Annotated in this window: 16 protein-coding genes; 8 read left to right on the top strand and 8 right to left on the bottom strand. The window is 40.4% G+C overall.

Annotated features, from left to right (window positions below):
- Positions 1 to 57: 57 nt before the first annotated feature.
- From lpxA to GGQ60_RS16695, 4 genes are all read right to left on the bottom strand, one after another.
- Entirely contained in the window at positions 58 to 843 is a 786-nt protein-coding gene (gene lpxA, locus GGQ60_RS16710; protein WP_010599175.1) for an acyl-ACP--UDP-N-acetylglucosamine O-acyltransferase, read from the bottom strand.
- Positions 840 to 2,255 carry a bifunctional UDP-3-O-[3-hydroxymyristoyl] N-acetylglucosamine deacetylase/3-hydroxyacyl-ACP dehydratase gene (locus GGQ60_RS16705; RefSeq protein ID WP_183766484.1) on the bottom strand — a complete coding sequence of 472 codons (1,416 nt, stop codon included), beginning with the start codon at positions 2,253 to 2,255 and terminating at the stop codon, positions 840 to 842. Before GGQ60_RS16705 ends, lpxA begins: the two co-directional genes overlap by 4 nt.
- On the bottom strand, positions 2,245 to 3,321 hold the full coding sequence (lpxD, locus tag GGQ60_RS16700) for a UDP-3-O-(3-hydroxymyristoyl)glucosamine N-acyltransferase (RefSeq protein WP_183766482.1): 1,077 nt from the start codon (positions 3,319 to 3,321) through the stop codon (positions 2,245 to 2,247). Before lpxD ends, GGQ60_RS16705 begins: the two co-directional genes overlap by 11 nt.
- A gap of 120 nt (positions 3,322 to 3,441) precedes the next feature.
- The gene (locus GGQ60_RS16695) at positions 3,442 to 4,665 is read right to left on the bottom strand and encodes an HD domain-containing protein (protein WP_183766480.1); all 1,224 of its coding nucleotides are present in this window, start codon (positions 4,663 to 4,665) and stop codon (positions 3,442 to 3,444) included.
- A gap of 111 nt (positions 4,666 to 4,776) precedes the next feature.
- Between GGQ60_RS16695 and porX the strand changes: the two genes are divergently transcribed.
- From porX to GGQ60_RS16675, 4 genes are all read left to right on the top strand, one after another.
- The gene (gene porX / locus GGQ60_RS16690; RefSeq protein WP_183766479.1) at positions 4,777 to 6,330 is read left to right on the top strand and encodes a T9SS response regulator signal transducer PorX; all 1,554 of its coding nucleotides are present in this window, start codon (positions 4,777 to 4,779) and stop codon (positions 6,328 to 6,330) included.
- A 157-nt stretch (positions 6,331 to 6,487) separates the two neighbouring features.
- Positions 6,488 to 6,904, top strand: a complete 417-nt coding sequence (gene tsaE / locus GGQ60_RS16685; protein WP_183766478.1) for a tRNA (adenosine(37)-N6)-threonylcarbamoyltransferase complex ATPase subunit type 1 TsaE — start codon at positions 6,488 to 6,490, stop codon at positions 6,902 to 6,904.
- A 73-nt stretch (positions 6,905 to 6,977) separates the two neighbouring features.
- On the top strand, positions 6,978 to 8,204 hold the full coding sequence (locus GGQ60_RS16680) for an alanine dehydrogenase (protein ID WP_183766477.1): 1,227 nt from the start codon (positions 6,978 to 6,980) through the stop codon (positions 8,202 to 8,204).
- A 75-nt stretch (positions 8,205 to 8,279) separates the two neighbouring features.
- Positions 8,280 to 8,966 (top strand): M15 family metallopeptidase, encoded by a 687-nt coding sequence (locus GGQ60_RS16675; protein ID WP_183766476.1) that lies wholly within the window; start codon positions 8,280 to 8,282, stop codon positions 8,964 to 8,966.
- Positions 8,967 to 9,424: 458 nt separating this feature from the next.
- Here the strand turns inward: GGQ60_RS16675 and GGQ60_RS16670 are convergent, their stop codons facing one another.
- From GGQ60_RS16670 to GGQ60_RS16655, 4 genes are read right to left on the bottom strand one after another with little or no spacing between them, the layout of a single operon-like run.
- Entirely contained in the window at positions 9,425 to 9,925 is a 501-nt protein-coding gene (locus GGQ60_RS16670; RefSeq protein WP_183766475.1) for a phosphoglycerate mutase family protein, read from the bottom strand.
- 38 nt (positions 9,926 to 9,963) lie between these two features.
- Positions 9,964 to 11,067, bottom strand: coding sequence for an aminotransferase class I/II-fold pyridoxal phosphate-dependent enzyme (locus tag GGQ60_RS16665; protein ID WP_260300616.1), 1,104 nt, complete (start codon positions 11,065 to 11,067; stop codon positions 9,964 to 9,966).
- Positions 11,009 to 12,034: a glycosyl hydrolase family 18 protein gene (locus tag GGQ60_RS16660; RefSeq protein WP_183766474.1), complete on the bottom strand. Its 1,026-nt coding sequence runs from the start codon at positions 12,032 to 12,034 to the stop codon at positions 11,009 to 11,011. Before GGQ60_RS16660 ends, GGQ60_RS16665 begins: the two co-directional genes overlap by 59 nt.
- A gap of 26 nt (positions 12,035 to 12,060) precedes the next feature.
- Positions 12,061 to 13,389 carry a D-alanyl-D-alanine carboxypeptidase gene (locus tag GGQ60_RS16655; protein WP_183766473.1) on the bottom strand — a complete coding sequence of 443 codons (1,329 nt, stop codon included), beginning with the start codon at positions 13,387 to 13,389 and terminating at the stop codon, positions 12,061 to 12,063.
- 210 nt (positions 13,390 to 13,599) lie between these two features.
- On the opposite strand from GGQ60_RS16655, the gene GGQ60_RS16650 reads away from it, so the two are divergent.
- From GGQ60_RS16650 to GGQ60_RS16635, 4 genes are all read left to right on the top strand, one after another.
- Complete coding sequence (locus tag GGQ60_RS16650) at positions 13,600 to 14,688, top strand: aspartyl protease family protein (RefSeq protein WP_183766472.1); 1,089 nt, start codon at positions 13,600 to 13,602, stop codon at positions 14,686 to 14,688.
- Between the two features lie 91 nt (positions 14,689 to 14,779).
- The gene (locus GGQ60_RS16645; protein ID WP_183766470.1) at positions 14,780 to 17,296 is read left to right on the top strand and encodes a zinc-dependent metalloprotease; all 2,517 of its coding nucleotides are present in this window, start codon (positions 14,780 to 14,782) and stop codon (positions 17,294 to 17,296) included.
- Positions 17,297 to 17,469: 173 nt separating this feature from the next.
- A complete protein-coding gene (locus GGQ60_RS16640; RefSeq protein ID WP_183766468.1) occupies positions 17,470 to 18,345 on the top strand; it encodes a phosphodiester glycosidase family protein in 876 nt (291 codons plus the stop codon).
- A 60-nt stretch (positions 18,346 to 18,405) separates the two neighbouring features.
- Positions 18,406 to 19,332: a hypothetical protein gene (locus GGQ60_RS16635; RefSeq protein WP_183766466.1), complete on the top strand. Its 927-nt coding sequence runs from the start codon at positions 18,406 to 18,408 to the stop codon at positions 19,330 to 19,332.
- The last annotated feature ends 83 nt before the right edge of the window (positions 19,333 to 19,415 follow it).

Here is a 19,415-nt window from a genome sequence, read left to right as displayed (position 1 = left end):
TTTGGTTAAGGCAATGGGTTTTACCCCTACCTTAAACCCTTCAGCCTTCTACCTTTATTAACTGCCCATGCCAAAACCCTTCATTACCCCACGGTTAGAGTTGCGGATAAAATCGACAATTTCATCGCGGATTTCCGTTGGTTTAAATTCGGCTTCGATCATATCCAAAGCTTTGGTTACATTATTATGTTTTACGAAAAGTACACGGTAAATTTCCTGTATCTCATCGATCTGCTCGTTGGTAAACCCTCTTCTGCGCAGGCCAACCGAATTAATTCCGGCATAAGAAAGTGGTTCGCGGGCAGCTTTAACATAAGGAGGAACATCTTTACGTACCAATGAACCCCCGGTTACGAAAGCGTAAGAACCTACTTTAACAAATTGATGGATGGCCACCAAACCGGCCAGAACTACATTGTTGCCAATGGTGATATGACCAGCTAACGTAGTGCTGTTTGAGAAAATACAGTTGTTTCCAACCTCGCAATCGTGCGCAATGTGTGAGTAGGCCTGGATAAGGCAATTGCTGCCGATAACGGTTTTCCATTTATCTTTAGTACCGCGGTTAATGGTTACACATTCGCGGATGGTGGTATTGTCGCCAATTTCGGCCGTGGTTACCTCGCCGGCAAATTTTAAATCCTGTGGTTCGCCGGAAATCACGGCTCCCGGAAAAATGCGGCAATTTTTACCGATACGCGCGCCATCCATAATGGTAACGTTCGATCCGATCCATGTTCCTTCCCCAATTACAACATCTTTATGTATCACTACAAAGGGCTCGATTACCACATTTTCGGCAATCTTTGCCTGAGGGTGTATATATGCTAAAGGTTGTATCATTGTTGCGTGGGTTCTGCGTGTTTAACTTTTGAAATTTGGGCCATCATTTCGGCTTCTACGACGATCTTTTCGCCAACCATGCCTACACCTTTCATCTGGGCAATTCCCCTTCTGATCGGTTCTAGCAGATCGCAACGGAAAACAATCGTATCACCGGGAAGTACCTGCGCCCTAAAACGTACGTTGTCTATCTTTAAGAAATAGGTAAGGTAATTTTCAGGATCGGGTACGGTACAAAGTACAAGGATTCCACCTACCTGTGCCATGGCCTCAATCTGTAACACGCCCGGGAATACCGGAGCGCCCGGAAAATGGCCTTTGAAAAATTCTTCGTTCATGGTAACGTTTTTAACACCTACCACGTGGTTTTTAGAAAGTTCCAAAATTTTATCGACGAACAAAAATGGCTGACGGTGCGGCAAAATTTCCATTATTTTCACTACATCGAACAATGGTTTTGCACTTGGATCGTATACCTTTTGTATTTTTTTGTTTTTCTCTTTTTTAATGGCGGCTTTAATCTTTTTGGCAAAAGCAACGTTTGCCGCATGACCAGGGCGTGCGGCCATAATGTGACCTTTCAGGTGCATACCAACCAGCGCTAAATCGCCAATCATATCCAAAAGCTTATGGCGGGCAGGCTCATTCTGATAACGCAGTTCCATATTGTTCAAAATCCCTTGCGGGGCAACATCAATGTCTTTGCGGTTAAATAATTTTGCCAAATGACTTAATTCATCTTTGGTAACCTCTTTATCTACGATTACAATAGCATTATTTAAATCGCCGCCCTTAATCAGGTTATGAGATAACTGGTATTCCAATTCATGCAGGAAACAGAAAGTTCGGCAGGATGCGATTTCCTTTTTAAATTCTGCAATGGTATTGATGCCGGCATGCTGACTGCCTAAAACAGGAGAATTATAATCAATCATGCAGGTAAAACGATAATCGTCTAACGGCATGGCTACAATTTCTACTTTTCTATCTTCTTCTGTATAGGTAATATTGTGGGGAATGGTAAAATATTCACGATCGGCATTTTGCTCAACCGTTCCTACTTCTTCCAATAAATCAACAAACTGGATCGAACTACCATCCATAATCGGGGTTTCAGGCCCGTCTAATTTGATGAGAATATTATCAAGATCCATACCGACCAAAGAAGCCATGACATGCTCTACGGTACTTACGCTGGCACCATTTTGGGTAAGTGTTGTCCCGCGTGAGGTATCGGTTACGTTATCTGCATCGGCTTCGATAATCGGATGCCCGTCTAAATCTATGCGCTGAAATTTAAAGCCATGATTTTCGGGGGCTGGGCAAAATGTTAAAGTAACATTAGCGCCTGTGTGTAAACCCACACCAGATGCTGATATTTCCTGTTTAATCGTTCTTTGTCTAACGTTCATTGTTTATTGTATTCTTTTCCAGTTCGGCTGTAAGCCTTTTCAATTCCTCTTCGAGCGCATTTATTCTTTTTTCTACATCTGGAAGATGTTTGAAAATTACAGAGGCACGCATCCAGTTGCGCAAAGGCTGCGCAGGGCTGCCATGCCATTGTTTATTTTCTTCTAAAATATTAAAGTTGATGCCGGCCTGGGCGCCAATCTGTGTGCCTTTAGCCAGGGTTAAATGCCCGGCAATACCAACCTGGCCACCGACAACACTGTTAGGGCCAACTTTTGTACTGCCCGAAATACCCGATTGTGCAGCTAAAACAGTGTTTTCGCCAATCTCTACGTTATGGGCAATTTGGATCAGGTTATCGATTTTAGCACCCTTTTTTACAATGGTCGAACCCATTGTAGCGCGGTCAACCGTTGTATTTGCACCAATTTCCACATCATCTTCAATAATAACGTTTCCAATTTGTGGTATTTTATTATACGTGCCGTCTTTTTGAGGGGCGAAACCAAACCCATCGCTACCGATAACGGTATTGGAGTGGATGGTAACTCTTTTACCGATCACCGAATTATGGTAGATTTTTACTCCAGGGAAAAAAGTACTGTTTTCGCCGATTTTAGAGTTTTCGCCAATAAAAGTCTGTGCATTTATTTTGCAGCCATCGCCAATTTCAACCTGCTCGGCCACATAAGCAAAAGCACCGATAAACACATTTTTGCCGATTTTTGCCGTTGGGTGCACAAAAGCTAATTTATCGATTCCTGATTGCGCCTTCTGTACATTTAGGGCTTCGTTGTATTTATCCAATAAGATAGTAAAGGCACTATATGGGTTTTCAACGCGGATTAACGTACTGGTATAAGGCTGTGTTGGAGCGAAATCTTTTGATACGATAATAACAGACGCTTGTGTTGAATACAAAAAGTGTTCATACTTGGGGTTGGAAAGAAAAGACAAAGAGCCTTCCTTCCCGTCTTCTATTTTAGAAAGTTCGGTAACGGCTGCATCAGGGTTTCCGTCAATGGAACCGTTTAAAAACTGACTTATCTGCGTGGCAGTAAATTGCATCGTACAAAGGTATATGTTAAATTGATATGAACAAAAAAACCTGCTAGGGTTAAATGGTGTATATTTTACACAATAATAAGACTTTAAACGGCACTAAAAGTTAAATGTTGTTAAATAGGCCTAAATGCCCCTCGGATAACAGAGAATATATTTCTCTACAGTTTTCTGCAGCGACTCCAAATTGGATAAATCTGATGCCTTTGCAATATCCACAATATTGTTGTTTTTCATCAAAATCTTAATATTATCCACTCCGGCATTATAGGCGCGGTTCTGGATCGAATCGGTAAAAACAAAATACCTTGCCTCTTCGGGTTTAATCTCCAGTAGATTAACAGCAGCATCCTGCAAAAAGTGAAGGCGGTCATCGCCCACTTTTTCATTGCCCATTTCCACCCTGTAAAGGTTTCTCGAAGTAAGCATTTTGCACAGCGTAGACAAAATCTTGTCTGGATGTTCCGCCCAAACCTTAACTGCAGCGTAGATATCCTGGTCATCCAGGTTGGTAAAATGTTCCAGGTTTTTATGCTGGGCAAAGAAATTGGCTTCGTTGATGTCGTTTTTCAGAAAGTGGTTTAACGATGGCGAGGCAAATAGATCCATACCCTTTGCCGATAGCTCTTTGGCGCGTTCCAATAATTTTACCAGGATCATTTCGCCTGATATTACCGTTTTATGCAGGTAAACCTGCCAGTACATCAGCCTGCGGGCAATTAAAAACTTCTCAATGGAATATATCCCTTTTTCTTCGATAACCAGGTTGTCTTCATGTACGTTGAACATCTTGATGATGCGGTCGGAACTGATTACACCTTCACTTACCCCTGTAAAAAAGCTATCGCGGTTCAGGTAGTCCATTCTATCCAGGTCCAGCTGACCAGAAATTAACTGGTGAAGGAATTTTTTGTGATAGGTACCGTTAAAAATTTCGATGGCATGGCTCAGTCTCCCGTCGAAATGGATGTTCAGGTTGTCCATCAGCTTTGCTGAAATATCTTCATGCCTGATCCCCGTAACCAGAGAATGTTCCAATGCATGCGAAAAAGGTCCGTGGCCGATGTCATGCAATAAAATGGCCAAAATGGCGGCTTCTTCCTCGCCATGAGTTATGGTGTGTCCTTTACTCTTTAACAGGTTGATGGCCAAACTCATTAAATGCATGGCACCCAAGGCATGATGGAAACGGGTATGTAAGGCACCAGGATATACCAAATGCGTCATCCCCAGCTGTTTAATGTAGCGCAAACGCTGGAAATACGGATGTGAAATCACATCGTACACCAATTCGGATGGAATGCTGATGAAACCGTAAACCGGATCATTTATTATTTTCTTCTTATTCAATCGTTAAAAATAGTTAAATAGACAGATACGGTACAAAAATTGCTATTTTTATTCACAGTTTGATTTACCTGCCGAAATTAAAAGGCAGTACACATCTATTTTTACAAAAACATGCAGGAAACTAAGATATTATGGGCCGATGACGAAATCGACTTATTAAAACCACATATATTGTTGTTAAATGATAAAGGCTATAATGTAACCACATTTACCAACGGAAACGATGCGCTCGAAGCATTTGGAAAAGAACATTTCGACCTGGTTTTCTTAGATGAGAATATGCCGGGTATGAGTGGTATCGAAACGCTTTCTGCCATTAAAAATTTAAATCCCGACGTGCCGGTGGTTTTGATTACCAAAAGCGAGGAAGAAAATTTAATGGAGGATGCGATAGGTAGTAAAATTGACGATTATTTGATCAAACCGGTTAACCCTAAACAGGTATTGCTTACCATAAAAAAACTGATTGATAACAAGCGTTTGGTAAGCGAAAAAACCTCTATGGCTTATCAACAGGATTTCCGTCGTTTGGGGATGACTTTGGGCGACAGGCTCAACTATGAAGAATGGGTTGAGGTGTATAAAAAAATTGTTTTCTGGGAGCTAGAACTGGAAAAACTGGATGATCCCCAGATGCACGAAATTTTAACCATGCAGAAGCAGGAGGCCAATACCCAGTTCACTAAATTTATTGAAGAAAATTACCTCGACTGGATTAAGAGTAAAGAGAAGGCTCCTTTACTTTCGAATGAATTGTTGAAAAAAAAGGTCTTCCCTCATATTAACGATACTACCCCTGTATTCTTTATCCTGATCGATAATTTACGTTATGATCAATGGAAAATCATTAATCCCTTAATTTCCGAATATTTCAGGATTGATGAAGAGGACATGTACACAAGTATTTTGCCAACGGCAACACAATATGCCCGTAATGCCATTTTTTCGGGGATGATGCCTCTAGATATGGAGAAGCGTTTCCCCCAACTTTGGCAGAACGATGATGATGAGGGTGGAAAAAACCTGCATGAAGAGGCTTTTCTTGCCGATAATATTAAACGCAGCTTAAGGAAGGATTGTAAATTCAGTTATCATAAGGTTTTAACTTTCGAGCAGGGAAAAGATCTTGTTGATCAGACGAATAATCTGTTGCAGAACGATTTCAATGCCATTGTATTTAACTTTGTTGATATGCTGAGCCATGCCCGTACTGATATGCAGATGATCAGGGAGCTGGCCAATGATGATGCAGCTTACCGCTCGTTAACCTTATCGTGGTTTGAACATTCTCCGCTGTGGGATCTGTTGAAAAAAATCTCCCAAAAACAGGTTAAAGTAATCATTACAACCGATCACGGAACCATTCGCGTTAAAAAGCCTATTAAAGTGGTTGGCGATAGGAGTACCAATACCAATTTACGTTATAAGCAGGGTAGAAACCTTAATTTTAATGCAAAAGAGGTGTTCCTAATCAAAAACCCGCACGATGCACTGTTGCCAAAAATCAACATCAGCAGCAGCTATATTTTTGCTAGGGAAGATAGTTACTTCGTTTATCCGAACAACTACAACCAGTTTGTAAATTATTATAACGAAACCTTCCAGCATGGAGGAATTTCGCTGGAAGAAATGATTATTCCGGTGGTGACTTATTCGCCGAGGTAGTTTCAGAGATTTTTAGCTACTAGATTCGAAACATGAGAGTGTTTATTTTTAATAGGGCCGTCATCCTGAACTTGTTTCAGGATTTGTTTCGTTCAAATTTAATCCGGAAGGTAAAAGCAATGCAATTATGTATTACTTTCGCCTTTATTCTTTAAAAATGGATATCGAAGTAAATAATTTAGCCGATTTGCCCGCTGTAGCACAACAGCTTTCTGATTTTGCGGGTAGTGAGAAAGTCTTCATTTTTGAAGGCGATATGGGTGCTGGAAAAACCACTTTTATTAAAAACTTCTGTAAACATTTAGGTGTAGAGGATGTGGTTTCGAGCCCAACCTATTCTATTGTAAATGAATATAAAAGTCCTGGCGGCGCTGTATTTCATTTCGATTTTTACCGTATAAAAGATATCAGGGAGGCATATGACCTTGGTTATGAGGAATATTTTTATGGCCATGGTACGTGTTTAATAGAATGGCCGGAAAGGGTGGAAGAAATACTACCCGAAAACTATATTAAAGTTGAGATAAAAGTGCTGGATCAGGACCGCAGATTATTCAGGCTTTCGAAGGTATAACAATTAGTTATCAATAAATTAACAGATTTTCCGTATCTTGAACGACCTAAAACTACCAAAATATTAACTCAGCATGGCTACAGGATTACGCGAAGGAATGGCCGATATAGCTCGTCAAGGTTTATTACAAACACAGGAGGCGAAGCTGGAAACCAGAAATAAGAAAAACAGCCTTTATATAGGAATACCTAAAGAAATATCTTTCCAAGAGAACAGGATTGCGTTAACTCCTTTATCGGTAGCGTTGCTGGTAAACAATGGTCACCGTGTAGTTTTGGAAACAGGAGCGGGTATTGCAGCCAATTTTTCTGATACCGAATATGCTGAGCAGGGTGCAAAAATCGCCTACGATAAAAAGGAGGTTTTTGCTGCTGATATCCTGATGAAAATTGCACCACCCACTTTAGAGGAAATTGAGCTGATGCACAAGGGGCAAACCCTTATTTCATCTTTGCAGACCGGAACGTTAAAGCAGGATTACCTTAAAGCTTTGATGCATAAAAAAATAAATGCATTGTGTTTTGAAAATCTCCGCGATGAAGGCAATATTTTAAGTGTGGTGCGCGCAATGAGCGAAATTGTGGGATCTACTTCTATTTTAATAGCAGCAGAATACCTGAGCAATGTTACAGGCGGCAAGGGACTAATGCTGGGCGGTTTTACAGGCGTTCCGCCAACTGAAATTGTTATTTTAGGTGCCGGTACTGTTGGCGAATACGCTGCCAGAACGGCTTTGGCATTAGGTGCGGAAGTGAAGGTTTTTGATAGTTCTATTTACCGTTTACGCCGCCTACAGAATAATCTGGGAAGCAGGGTATTTACTTCTGTAATGCAGCCTATTGTGTTAAATAAAGCGATTATAACCTGCGATGTGGTAATCGGAGCCATCAGAGCCAGCCATGGCCGTAGCCCCTGTGTGGTAATGGAAGAAACGGTTGCCCGGATGAAACCGCACTCGGTAGTAATTGATGTGAGTATAGACCAGGGTGGTTGTTTCGAAACTTCTGAAGTGACCAACCATGCCAATCCGGTTTTCAGGAAGTATGACGTGATCCATTATTGTGTGCCCAACATAGCCTCTCGCGTGCCAAGAACGGCTTCTTATGCCTTAACCAATATTTTTGCGCCTATTTTATTGGATATTGGCGAATATGGAGGTTTAATGAATATGGTTTGGAACAATCCGGGTATCAGGGAAGCACTTTATATTTACCAGGGAAACTGTACTAATAAAGACCTGGCTGATATGTTTAACCTCCCGTTCAAAGATTTGGAACTGTTGGTGGTTTCTAACCAATAAAAATGTAAAATAGATGATGTAAGATGGAAAACGGGAGAGGTTCCTGACCCCTGATCCTTACCGCCTGATAATGTTATGATAAAATTCAACCTGCTCGTTTTATCCTTTTTCTTTTCACTTGTTGTAGGTGCCCAGAATAAGCCACTTGCAATAAAAAAGCTGGTTATAGTAAGTTCTTACCAACAATATCAGGCTTCTGTAAAATCGAACCCGGATAATGAACTGATTGAAATCAAAAAAGCTATTCCTACGGTTAAGCTGGATATACGTTATGCTACCAGGAACAATTTTATGCGCCAGGTGATGTATAAACAGGCGAGGGCTTTTGCCAGGAAACCCGTAGTAGAGGCTTTAAAAAAAATTCAAAAGGAATTGAGTAAAAAAGGCTACGGCTTAAAAATATTTGATGCTTACCGCCCTTATGCCATTACCGTTGAATTCTATAAAAAAGCAAGCGATAAAAATTTTGTAGCCAATCCGGCTAATGGATCTAAACACAACAGAGGCTGTGCAGTAGATTTAACGCTGATTGATCTCAAAACTGGCAAAGAATTAACAATGCCAACACCCTATGATAGTTTTTCGGCCGCTGCCGCCGCAAAATATAAGGACGTATCTTTAGAAGCCCGAAAAAATCGCGATTTACTGATCGCTGTAATGGCAAAATACCAAATGAATGTGCTGGAAAATGAGTGGTGGCATTATGATTTCTCGAATTGGAGGACTTATGATCTAATGGATATTCCTTTCGAAAAACTTTAGCGGTTAATTGGTTCATTCGCCAATAGTTCATTGGGTGTGATGCATATCCTCACCATTAGTCATTGCAAAGAGCAAGCCGTTGAGTTCAGGTTATTAGTATAAATCTTTCTGCTTTTTAGGAAATGAAGGAGCAGCATTTCATGGGGGGCTGTAGTCCCGCCATACGCTTTACTTCGTTGCACTCGTGTTCGCTCCTGTCGGGTTTAGTTAACAACGGTTTGTTTTTAGTGCACCGCCTGGGTTAAATAAACCCGATTGTCGGGAAGAGCTTCCGATTCTTCATCGGAACTCGAACCAAAAGCGGGACTGAAAAAGCCAAAAGCACAGAACCACTTATTTCCTATTAACCTGAGTTCTATATTTAAGGGCCTATCTATGCCATGGTGTAAGTTGCAATCTTACTACATTGTTGATATTTAGTCTAACGGTTGTCAGGTGGTTACACCTTACATCACAAACTACAAATGATGTGGCCTGCCGTATTGATCCATTTTTACCCTTGCTCTATCTTCTTTTACAGATAATTCGAAAATGTAATCGTAATCATCATCTGTTAATTCTTCCTTAGGCCTTTTGCCGCCAAAGGCTTCAATAATCTCAAGTGCGGTGTTAGAATGGCCCGCTACAATAACGGTTTTGCCTGCGTAATTGGTTTTAATGCTATCTACAAGTGATTTAATGTCTTTATAATCGATTACTTTTGGGATCACTAACGAATCTAAGGTTTGATGGGCTCTTTTAGTTGGAGTGGCAAAGGCAACATCAAATTTTACCTTTTTTAAATATTTTGCCAAATCGGCTACACGGATTTTCCCTTCATCAGATAAGCCGGGGTCGGTATCCTGCGGGTTTGACTTATCCTTTTCGGCGTGTCTAACGATCCAAACGGTGGTGGTTTGTGCAGAAATTACATGGTTAAAAAGTAGGCTTAATGATAGGAATATAAGCAGTTTTTTCATGTCATAAATATTCAAAAAATAATCGGATAAGTAAAGGGTTAAAAATTTAAGGCTTTTGTTAAGTTATGAATATCTTCTTTTTCATGCCAGCTGCTCAAAATAATCCGGTTTATCGGCTCAGATTCGGGCTTGGGATACGGGAAAGATGAAATCAGGATATTTTCTTTTAACAACCGGTCTGCTAAAGTGCTGTCTTGGGCTAAGAAGGCCGGGAATCCAGGTTCAAATGCCCATTTGTTATTTAAATTAGCCGTAAGCAATTTTATATTCTCCTGCAGTCTTGTCCAGGCACTATGGTATATTTTTTCGGCATGGATAAAGGCAAAAAGGCCGGCAGCAGACGGAGGGGATGCCCCAACAAACATATTGCTGCTTTTTAATTTGGCGATAACAGCACCTGAGCCCAAAACCATGCCCGCGTCGACCCCTAAGGCTTTAGCCATTGAGGCTACTACAACCCTTTCGATATTGGCTTTAGCTTTAAGGTTGATAAATGCGCCCAATCCGTTATTATTAACTCCTATACCATGCGAATCGTCAACAATTAAAATAATCTCTTTTTCCGGTAGTACTTCAGTTAAGAAGTTGAAATCATAAATTTCAGGAAAAAGATTGTTCATGGAGTTGCTGATCAGTATCCATGTTTTTTCTACTGAAGCATTGATGAGGTTAAGGGTTTCTTTCTTCCAATCGTTAAACGTTTGCTGATTGGCTGGCTGATCGGTTAGCCAAAGTGCAGGGTGTGTAGCCGGGGCATAAATTACGCTGCCCCATGTAGATAAGCTTTTAACCGTAAGCTGAGCAGCCAAATATCCGCTTGATGTAAGGAGTGCCGCTTCGGCACCATATCGCTCGGCGGCTACTTTTTCTGCTTCATCATAAATACCTAATTGAATGTTGTTGGTGCGACTGGTCCCATTGTTTAAACCGAATTTTTTAATCCCTTTGATATATAAATTAATAAAATCCTGGTTTTTTGGAATACCCAGGTAGGCTGTTCCGCCAAAATATAAATAAGTGTTTCCCTCAATATTTATTTGATTAGAAAAGGGTTGATCAATCGATTTAAAGTTAAGCTTCATCTTAATTGTAATTTCTGCCAAGCTCATCATTTGCAGCACGGATAATAGATTTATCGCCATTGTCATCATGATAGAATTCCCAGAACATAATTCCATTTGCGATATCTTTAGCAAGCTTAGCTTTTTTCCTGGTTGTTACGGTTCCGTTAAAGTAAAATTGAACGCCATCTATTGATACATTATCTAAACTTACATCAGCACCTGCGGCTACAAAATCGCGATAAGCCTTCGCCGAATTATTGGCATTTTTACCATAGGCCGGGATACCTAAAACAGCTTTCTCCTTTGGCATACCGCGTGTGGTTAACCAATAATTTAAACTGGCGACGGCCATATTGTACGATGCATGTTGAAAAGGCTCACTTTTATCCCAACCAATGCCGTCATAAACCATGATATTAAAGAAATCCACAACCGGGAAAACTTCCGATTTTAATCCATCACGAATACTGCCTGCATATACACCAGGGGTTATGGCTGCACTTAAAAATTTATGGTATTTGTGTAGCGAATCAGAAAGTTCCTTCATTAACAGCACATAATTGTCTGCCGACCCATCGCTGGTACTTGGATATTCCCAGTCCATATCTACGCCATCAAGATTATTTGTTTTGGCAAAGGTTACTACATGATTTACAAACAGGTTTCTGGCTGTTGCAGATGCCGCCATGGTTACAAAAATACTTTTCGTACCTGATATCGAGATGCCTGTTTTTACGCCATTTGCCTTGGCTTTTTGTATGATGGTTGCAAACCGGCCAGGTTGTGCTAATGGGGCTAAACTTCCATCTGTATTGGGATTTAAAAAGGCATAAAACAGATGTGTAATCATTTTGAACTTCGAGTCTGCAACACCGGCCGGATCCCGGTAACTTGGGAAATAGCTTATCACTTTAAAACTATTATCGGGCACGTATGGTGTAACAGGCACAGGAGGTTCAGTAGGAACAGTTATGGGATCGTTTTTCTTACAAGATAATAGGATAAGCAGGGTAGAAATGCCAATCAATAAGTAGATTTTTTTCATAGGTTGGGTTTTTATACTACATACGTTTAAAAATTATCGTGTATATAAGTTACTATCCTTACCATTTCGGCCCGTACTTCTGCCGTTGGCTTTACAAAGTTATTGTTCATGAAAGAATAGATATAGGTCTTACCTTTTTTGGTGATGATATATCCACTTTGATTATGAACACCCCCGAGCGATCCTGTTTTTCCGAAAACAAAAGGTTTATCGGTTTTGGGGTAAGCATTTTTTAAGGTTCCGCTTTTTCCCCCGGCAGGCAGCATATCGAATAACTTTTCGGGATTGTTTACCAGTTTATAAATGGAATCGAGCAGGTAAACGTTATCACGCGGTGTAAATAAATTCTGACGGGACAAACCAGATCCATCAACCCATTTTACTTTATCAGGGAGAAATGAAAGGTAGTTTTTCGTAATGTAATTAATGGCTTTTGTTGTACTTAATGTATCGCCAATCTGGTTGGAGCATACCAGTAACAAATGTTCGGCAATAAAATTATCGCTGGGCAGCATCATGTGTTTTAAAACTGAATCGCGTTTTGCCCCCTGTAAAGTTTTGGCATCCGAAGGAATTTTAAGGTGAATAAGGCCAACCGGCTTATGCAGGGTATCAGATAATACTTCAACACTTACCTGGGCACTGGTTTTATAGGGGTTTTGCTGGCTATAGCCAGGCTTTACAGCAACGTTGGGATAATGAAAGCTATTGGTTAAAAAATCCCGGCTTACCTGAAAATTTCCTGTGGTTTTTGCCGAATCCGGTTTAAAGCACGGCGCAAAAACCTTAGGCTCGATGTTTATTTTATTTGGACCGGCGTAAGTAGAGGTAACCATGTTGTCCATAATTGGCATTTCGGTAATTTCCGGTTGATAATAATAATCATAATCATCCCAGGCCCAGCCATCGCCGAAAAAACTGCCCGCATATCGTCCGGGAGAAAAGAACAGTTTTTTATTTGATGCCAAAAGAAAATTGTAGGCCGATTTATCTTTTACGGCAAACTGTAAAAAAGCCGGATCGCCGGTTCCCCAAAAAATCAAGGAATCATTTTGTTCGATATACCGTAAGGCAGGCATTAAATCCGGCAGCATCTTTAAGCTTGCAAAAAAGGTGTAAAGTTTTGTATTAGAGGCCGGTGTAAAATATTTATCGGCATCTTTCTCAAAAAGCATCCTTTTGTCGAGGGGGTTGTAAAGCGCAAAACCAACCTGGTATTGTTTGATGACCTGCGAATTTTTAAATTCCTTAGCTACTTTTTTCGAAACGATTTTATTGGCAGAACAAGCTGACAGCAAACCAAAGGATAACGCAACTGCCAGGAAAGTGAGGTTTTGATTTTTTAACCGGAACATCTTCTAAAATTAGGGGACATAATTATCAACTAATTTATTAAATTTAGTTTAATGTTAACCAATTATAAACCCGGTGTAATAATCTGTTTACGCAAACTAATCATCTGTTTGGGGTTGATATCCCTTGCTTTTTCCGGGTTTGGCCAAGATTTCCTTTTTAAAAGAAACCGGCAAAAACAGTCAATTCATTTTAAGAGCATCAAAAACCTCATGGTTATTCCGGTATATGTAAACGGAAAAGGACCATTTGACTTTGTTCTTGATACCGGGGTAGGCCCGATGATTATTACAGATCCATCTATTATAGATTCATTGAATTTTAGCCTGCTCCGTAAAATTAAAGTGTCTGGCCTGGGGATTGAACCTGTTGAAGCCTTTGTTTCCCAAAGTCTCGATGTTAAAGTGGGCAGCGCAAACATAGCGCGTATACCAACGGCCATTTTAAAAGAAGACCTCTTTAACCTATCGGGGCATTTAGGATTGAAAATTTATGGTTTACTGGGTTACAGCTTTTTTAACAGCTTTATTGTTGATGTAAGGTACAATGAAAGCCGGCTGATTATTTATGATCGTGATGCCAAAATTAAATACAATGGAGTGAAAATCCCGATTGAAATCGAAAATCAGAAACCTTACCTGATTGGAAATGTTGAGCTTTCGGATGGAAAACCGGTTACCGCCAGGTTCTTAATGGATACCGGTGCCAGTCATGCCCTTTCGCTCGAAATGTTGCAGGGCAGTGAATTCCCGTTGCCTGAAAAAAAAATAAAGGCCAATTTGGGGATGAGTATCAGCGGGCAGATTAAAGGTTATGTTGGTCGGGTGGCTAAATTAAAGTTGGGAAATTATGTTTTTAATGATGTGGTTACCGGATTCCCTGATTTTAAAACCATTGCAGAAAAGATTAACCTATCTAAAAGGAATGGAAATTTAGGGGCCGATCTGCTGCGGAAATTTAATATTCAGTTTAATTACAGGGAAGGTTTTATCTACGTTAAACCGAACGGCTTTACCAAGTTACCTTTTGAGTACGATATGGTAGGTATGGTTATTTACCTGGATCAAAAGGAATATAAAAGGGTGCTCATTGGCGAAATTGATGAAAATAGCCCTGCAGAAAAGGCTGGCCTTTGCCCGGATGACGAGATAATTGCGGTAAACTTTAAAAGCATTGATGCTTATTCTTTAAACGAGCTTAGTGAAATGTTTAAATCAAAAGCCGATCGAAATGTTATTTTTGAAATTTTCAGAGACAATCAGGTCTATTTTAAGGTAGTTCGCCTCGAAAAGCGGATCTGAAAGCGTAATTTTCCGGTTACAAATTGATTGTCCTGTAACAAGATTTTAATTTTAACCTCTTATTGCCAAGCAAACTAACTTTTATATACACATGAAGAAAAACTTTAAGGTACTTGCCTTAGCAGGTATCGTAGCGTTTGGTGTAGCCGGATCAGATTCCGTGTACGCCCAAAAAAAATCTAAAACCACTAAAGGAGCCACTCCGGCTACTCCATCTGCAGCTCCGGCGGCAGCAGCAAAAAAAGAAGGAATCAAACCATTCTCTGAAGTAATTACTGCAAAAGCGAGAACAACAAATGGTTTGTTTAAGACACATAAAGTAGATGACAAATGGTATTTTGAGATTCCGGATTCGATGATCAACCGCGAAATGCTGGTAGTTACCCGTTTAGCAAAAGCGCCTGCAGGAGTAAAAGTAGGAAACCAGCAATATGGTGGAGAAGAATTAAACGAACAGGTTTGGAAATGGGAGCGTAGAGGCAAACAGGTTTACATCCGTGTTCCAAGCTACTCAACCAAGGCTGATCCAAACAGCGATATGTACGAATCGGTACAAAATTCTAACCTGGCACAGATTTTAGCAAGTTTCGAAATCAAGGCTTATAATAAAGATACCACCGGTGTGGTGATCGATGTAACCGATTTTTACAACGGCGATGTGATGGCCATCGGTGCTACTGATCAGATCCGTAAAGCGTATAAAGTAACCATGTACGATGCTTCACGTTCTTACATTGATACGGTTAAAACTTTCCCGATTAATATTGAAGTAAAGACAGCTAAAACCTACCGTTCGGCAGAATCGCCAACCGACAGCAGCAATGGGGCGGTAACTTTCGAGTTTAATACTTCTATGTTATTATTGCCAAAAATCCCGGTAAAGGCCAGAATAATGGATAGTAGGGTGGGTTTCTTTGGTCAGTCGCAGATAGATTATGGAAGTAACGCACAAAAGGCGGAACGTACTGCTTATATCCACCGCTGGAATTTGGTTCCGAAAGATACCAATGCCTATAAACGCGGCGAACTGGTAGAACCGGTAAAACCAATTGTAATTTATATCGACCCTGCAACACCTAAAAAATGGGTACCTTTCTTAATCCAGGGAATTAACGATTGGCAGGTAGCTTTTGAAGCGGCAGGTTTCAAAAACGCTATTATGGGCAAAGAGGCGCCAACTCCGCAGCAAGATCCTCAGTTCAGCGTGGAAGATTCCAGGTATTCGGTTGTGCGTTATTTCGCATCAGATATTGCCAATGCCTACGGCCCGCACATCAGCGATCCGCGTACCGGGCAGATTTTGGAAACACACATTGGCTGGTACCATAATGTAATGAACCTTTTGCGTAACTGGTATTTTGTACAAACTGCAGCCATTAACCCGGAAGTACGAAAAGCTAAATTTACAGATGCGCAGATGGGCGAACTGATCCGTTTCGTATCATCACACGAAATAGGCCATACCTTGGGTTTACCGCATAACTTTGGTTCCAGTTATGCTTACCCTGTTGATTCGTTACGTTCTAAAGCCTTTACCGATAAACATGGTACTGCGCCGTCCATTATGGATTATGCCCGTTTTAACTACATCGCACAGCCGGGAGATGGTGTAACCAAACTTCATCCTCAAATTGGCGAATATGATAAATGGGTAGTTAAATGGGGATATTCCTGGATTCCGGGGAACAAAACTGCTGAACAGGAAAAAGAAATTTTAGATCAGTGGACTTTGAAAAACGCCGGTAATCCATTGTATTTCTATGGTCGCCAGGGAACCAGTTTAGATCCACGGTTACAGAGTGAAGATTTAGGTGATAACGCCATGAAAGCGAGTACTTATGGTATTGCCAACTTAAAACGCATTTTACCTAACGTAGAAAAATGGACTTACCAAAAAGGAAAAGATTACAGTGATTTAAAAGAAATCTATACTGAAATCATAGGTCAGTTTAACCGTTACATGGGACATGTAGCCACAAACGTCGGCGGATTAAGCGAGAATTTTAAAACCTATGAACAAAGTGGACCAGTTTACGCTTACTTACCTAAAGCGAAACAAAAGGAGGCGGTTGCTTTCTTCAACCAGCAATTATTTACCACACCACTTTGGTTAATCAGCAACGAACAGCTGAGCAAATTTGATAACGGTGTATTATTAAACCGTATCAAAGGTGTTCAGACCAATACTTTGGCGAATCTGTTATCAGCCTCGCGTATAGCGCGTTTATTAGATAACGAAACAAAAAATGGTGCAGCAAAAGCCTACACTTTACCAGAATTATTTACCGATTTAAGGTCATCGGTATTTGTTGCAGGAAGAGCTGATGCCTTTAAACGTAACTTACAACGTGCTTATGTAGACCGTTTACAGGATCTGATGACTAAAGAAAACGAACTTCCGGTTGGATTCCCGGCAGATTATGCTGCAAGTTATGGTTTAACTCCAATCAATGTGGGCCTGTCTGATATCAGACCATTGGTTAGGGCAGAGCTAAAAACGTTATTGGCTACCACCAAAGCAAGGGCAGCAGCGGGCGATGCCATCACCAAAGCACATTATGAGGATTTAAGTATTCGTATTAAGGATATTTTGGATCCGAAGAAATAATAAGATTCAATAATCCAACACTTGAAAAAAGCGGAGCAGGTCATAAATTGATCGTTCCGCTTTTTTTATAGGCCAAACCTGACAGGTTTAAATTATTAAATAACTTTTGTATAATTCTTGATGCGTTAACTTTAACAACTAACAGTTTTTTATTTTTAGGGCAAAACAGGATTATGCTTAAAAAACTATTCTTTGCACTTGCATTATTAACTTCCGGTTTCTTAGCCTTTGGCCAAAATGCCGATTCCATTACGGTTGTTAAAACCAAATGGAAGAAAAACAAAATTGCCAGACAAGTCATTTTATTCAGGCATCATTTTGATCAGAAAAACCTTTTCGCAGCCAACGAAAATATTTCGTTTTTAGAAATCAAAAACACCGGGCGTAAAGCCGTATTTGCCCTTGCCGCAGAAGAAAAAGCATTAATTACCACCAGTAATTTTGGCTTAAGAGATACCGCAATTGCTGCTATAAACGGCAATTTTTTCGATGTGAAAAACGGAGGATCGGTAGATTTTGTCCGTGTAAACGGAAAAACAATCAATACCAACCGTTTGGATAAAAACGGAAACCGGGCCAGGCATCAGGAGGCGGCTGTGGTAATCGACAAGGGGAAAATTTCGATCAAAAAATGGGACAGATCATCCGATTGGGAAACAAAATTAAGGGAAGAAAATGTTTTGCTAAACGGACCGTTGTTAACCATGAACAATGTTGATGAAGTTTTAGATACGGCCGGTTTTAACCGCTTGCGCCACCCTCGTACCTGCCTGGGTATAAAACCGAACGGAAGGGCAATTTTATTAACCGTTGATGGAAGGAATGAAAATTCGGCCGGGATGAGCCTGTTCGAGCTCACCAAATTAATGCGCTGGTTGGGCTGTAATTCTGCCATAAATTTCGATGGCGGTGGTTCTACCACTTTGTGGGTAAATGGAATGCCCGATGGTGGCGTAATCAATTTCCCAACGGATAATAAAAAGTGGAATCATGAAGGACAGCGCAAAGTGGCCAATGTGGTTTTGGTAAAGAAACGGGTTAAAAGATAAAATCCACCCAAACACAACACTGCCTAAAAAAACTTATTTTAGCCGAAGATTTTTGTTGAAATGATTAAAAACACGATATATTTTTTCTTTTTTGTGCTCATGCTCAGTGCCTGTAAAATGGGCACAAAAACCAGCGATCCAACCCTTCGGGATTTTACTTTTGAACCTGTTAAAGGCATCCGTTATGTGGAAGTAAAACGCCGGTTTAAAAATGGATATTCTTTTAATCAGGAAGGCTTTATGCAAAAACCATCGTGGATAATAGAAGTGGTTAAAGAAGATACCATGTCGGCCTGGAGTCCCCAGAAACATAGGATGCAGAATTTTTACCTGCAATACGATCATGGTAATGTATATAACTTCGCCGCCGAATTTTTTAAGGTAAAACACATCAGTAAAGACAGTTTGGTTTTTCAACGGATCCAGGTAGACGGAAAAGTGATTGCCTCGGATGTACGCTCTGATGTAAACATGACTTTCTATGCGCAGGATTACATTAAAAACAAGTTAAAAGCCAAGGCCGAAGACCTTCAAAAACCGACCAAAGCCGACACTGCTTTTATTGAAAAACGTTCGGCCAAGGTTAACCTGAACAGCGATAGCGCATTTGCCGCTACAGACCCCGTTCAGTTTATATCTAAAAGCAAAATTGCGAGAGTAGAAAAAATAAGTACCGTAGACCGGACAAACAACCGGACAGAGGCTTACGATTACATGTTTCCGCAGTATATCATCAGAATTGATAGGGCATATAAAGATTTTGCCTATCAGGTTGCCGCTATTGTAGATTTTCAAGGCGGGATACATGTAAAAACGATTTATAATGTACTTCCTGAAAATAAGGAGGCGAAAAAAAAGGTGGCTCAGGGCATTGCCGATATCTATGTCAGGAACCTTTTTAACGTTGCCCCCGGAACCACATTAGGTATCCCCCATAATAGCGAAATTACGCTGACTATGATTGGAAAGGCAATTAAAAAGCCTTAATAATCTGGTATTTACAAATTTTTAATGTTAAAAAATGTTAAAAATTTATTTTGATTTTAAAAATTAAAACTTACCTTGCATTC

It is taken from the genome of Pedobacter zeae, assembly GCF_014196715.1.
Taxonomy (GTDB): Bacteria; Bacteroidota; Bacteroidia; order Sphingobacteriales; family Sphingobacteriaceae; genus Pedobacter; species Pedobacter zeae.
The sequence above is the reverse complement of the archived record's forward strand: the minus strand, read 5'-3'. Positions and strand labels throughout refer to the sequence as shown.

Excerpts from the sequence above, each read along its gene's own strand:
- tsaE (WP_183766478.1), top strand. The coding sequence starts at position 6,488 with ATGGATATCGAAGTAAATAATTTAGCCGATTTGCCCGCTGTAGCACAA.
- GGQ60_RS16675 (WP_183766476.1), top strand. The coding sequence starts at position 8,280 with ATGATAAAATTCAACCTGCTCGTTTTATCCTTTTTCTTTTCACTTGTT.
- GGQ60_RS16645 (WP_183766470.1), top strand. The coding sequence starts at position 14,780 with ATGAAGAAAAACTTTAAGGTACTTGCCTTAGCAGGTATCGTAGCGTTT.
- lpxA (WP_010599175.1), bottom strand. The coding sequence starts at position 843 with ATGATACAACCTTTAGCATATATACACCCTCAGGCAAAGATTGCCGAA.
- GGQ60_RS16665 (WP_260300616.1), bottom strand. The coding sequence starts at position 11,067 with ATGGCGATAAATCTATTATCCGTGCTGCAAATGATGAGCTTGGCAGAA.
- lpxD (WP_183766482.1), bottom strand. The coding sequence starts at position 3,321 with ATGCAATTTACTGCCACGCAGATAAGTCAGTTTTTAAACGGTTCCATT.
- porX (WP_183766479.1), top strand. The coding sequence starts at position 4,777 with ATGCAGGAAACTAAGATATTATGGGCCGATGACGAAATCGACTTATTA.
- GGQ60_RS16655 (WP_183766473.1), bottom strand. The coding sequence starts at position 13,389 with ATGTTCCGGTTAAAAAATCAAAACCTCACTTTCCTGGCAGTTGCGTTA.
- GGQ60_RS16650 (WP_183766472.1), top strand. The coding sequence starts at position 13,600 with ATGGTTATTCCGGTATATGTAAACGGAAAAGGACCATTTGACTTTGTT.
- GGQ60_RS16705 (WP_183766484.1), bottom strand. The coding sequence starts at position 2,255 with ATGAACGTTAGACAAAGAACGATTAAACAGGAAATATCAGCATCTGGT.
- GGQ60_RS16680 (WP_183766477.1), top strand. The coding sequence starts at position 6,978 with ATGGCTACAGGATTACGCGAAGGAATGGCCGATATAGCTCGTCAAGGT.
- GGQ60_RS16635 (WP_183766466.1), top strand. The coding sequence starts at position 18,406 with ATGATTAAAAACACGATATATTTTTTCTTTTTTGTGCTCATGCTCAGT.
- GGQ60_RS16670 (WP_183766475.1), bottom strand. The coding sequence starts at position 9,925 with ATGAAAAAACTGCTTATATTCCTATCATTAAGCCTACTTTTTAACCAT.
- GGQ60_RS16660 (WP_183766474.1), bottom strand. The coding sequence starts at position 12,034 with ATGAAAAAAATCTACTTATTGATTGGCATTTCTACCCTGCTTATCCTA.
- GGQ60_RS16640 (WP_183766468.1), top strand. The coding sequence starts at position 17,470 with ATGCTTAAAAAACTATTCTTTGCACTTGCATTATTAACTTCCGGTTTC.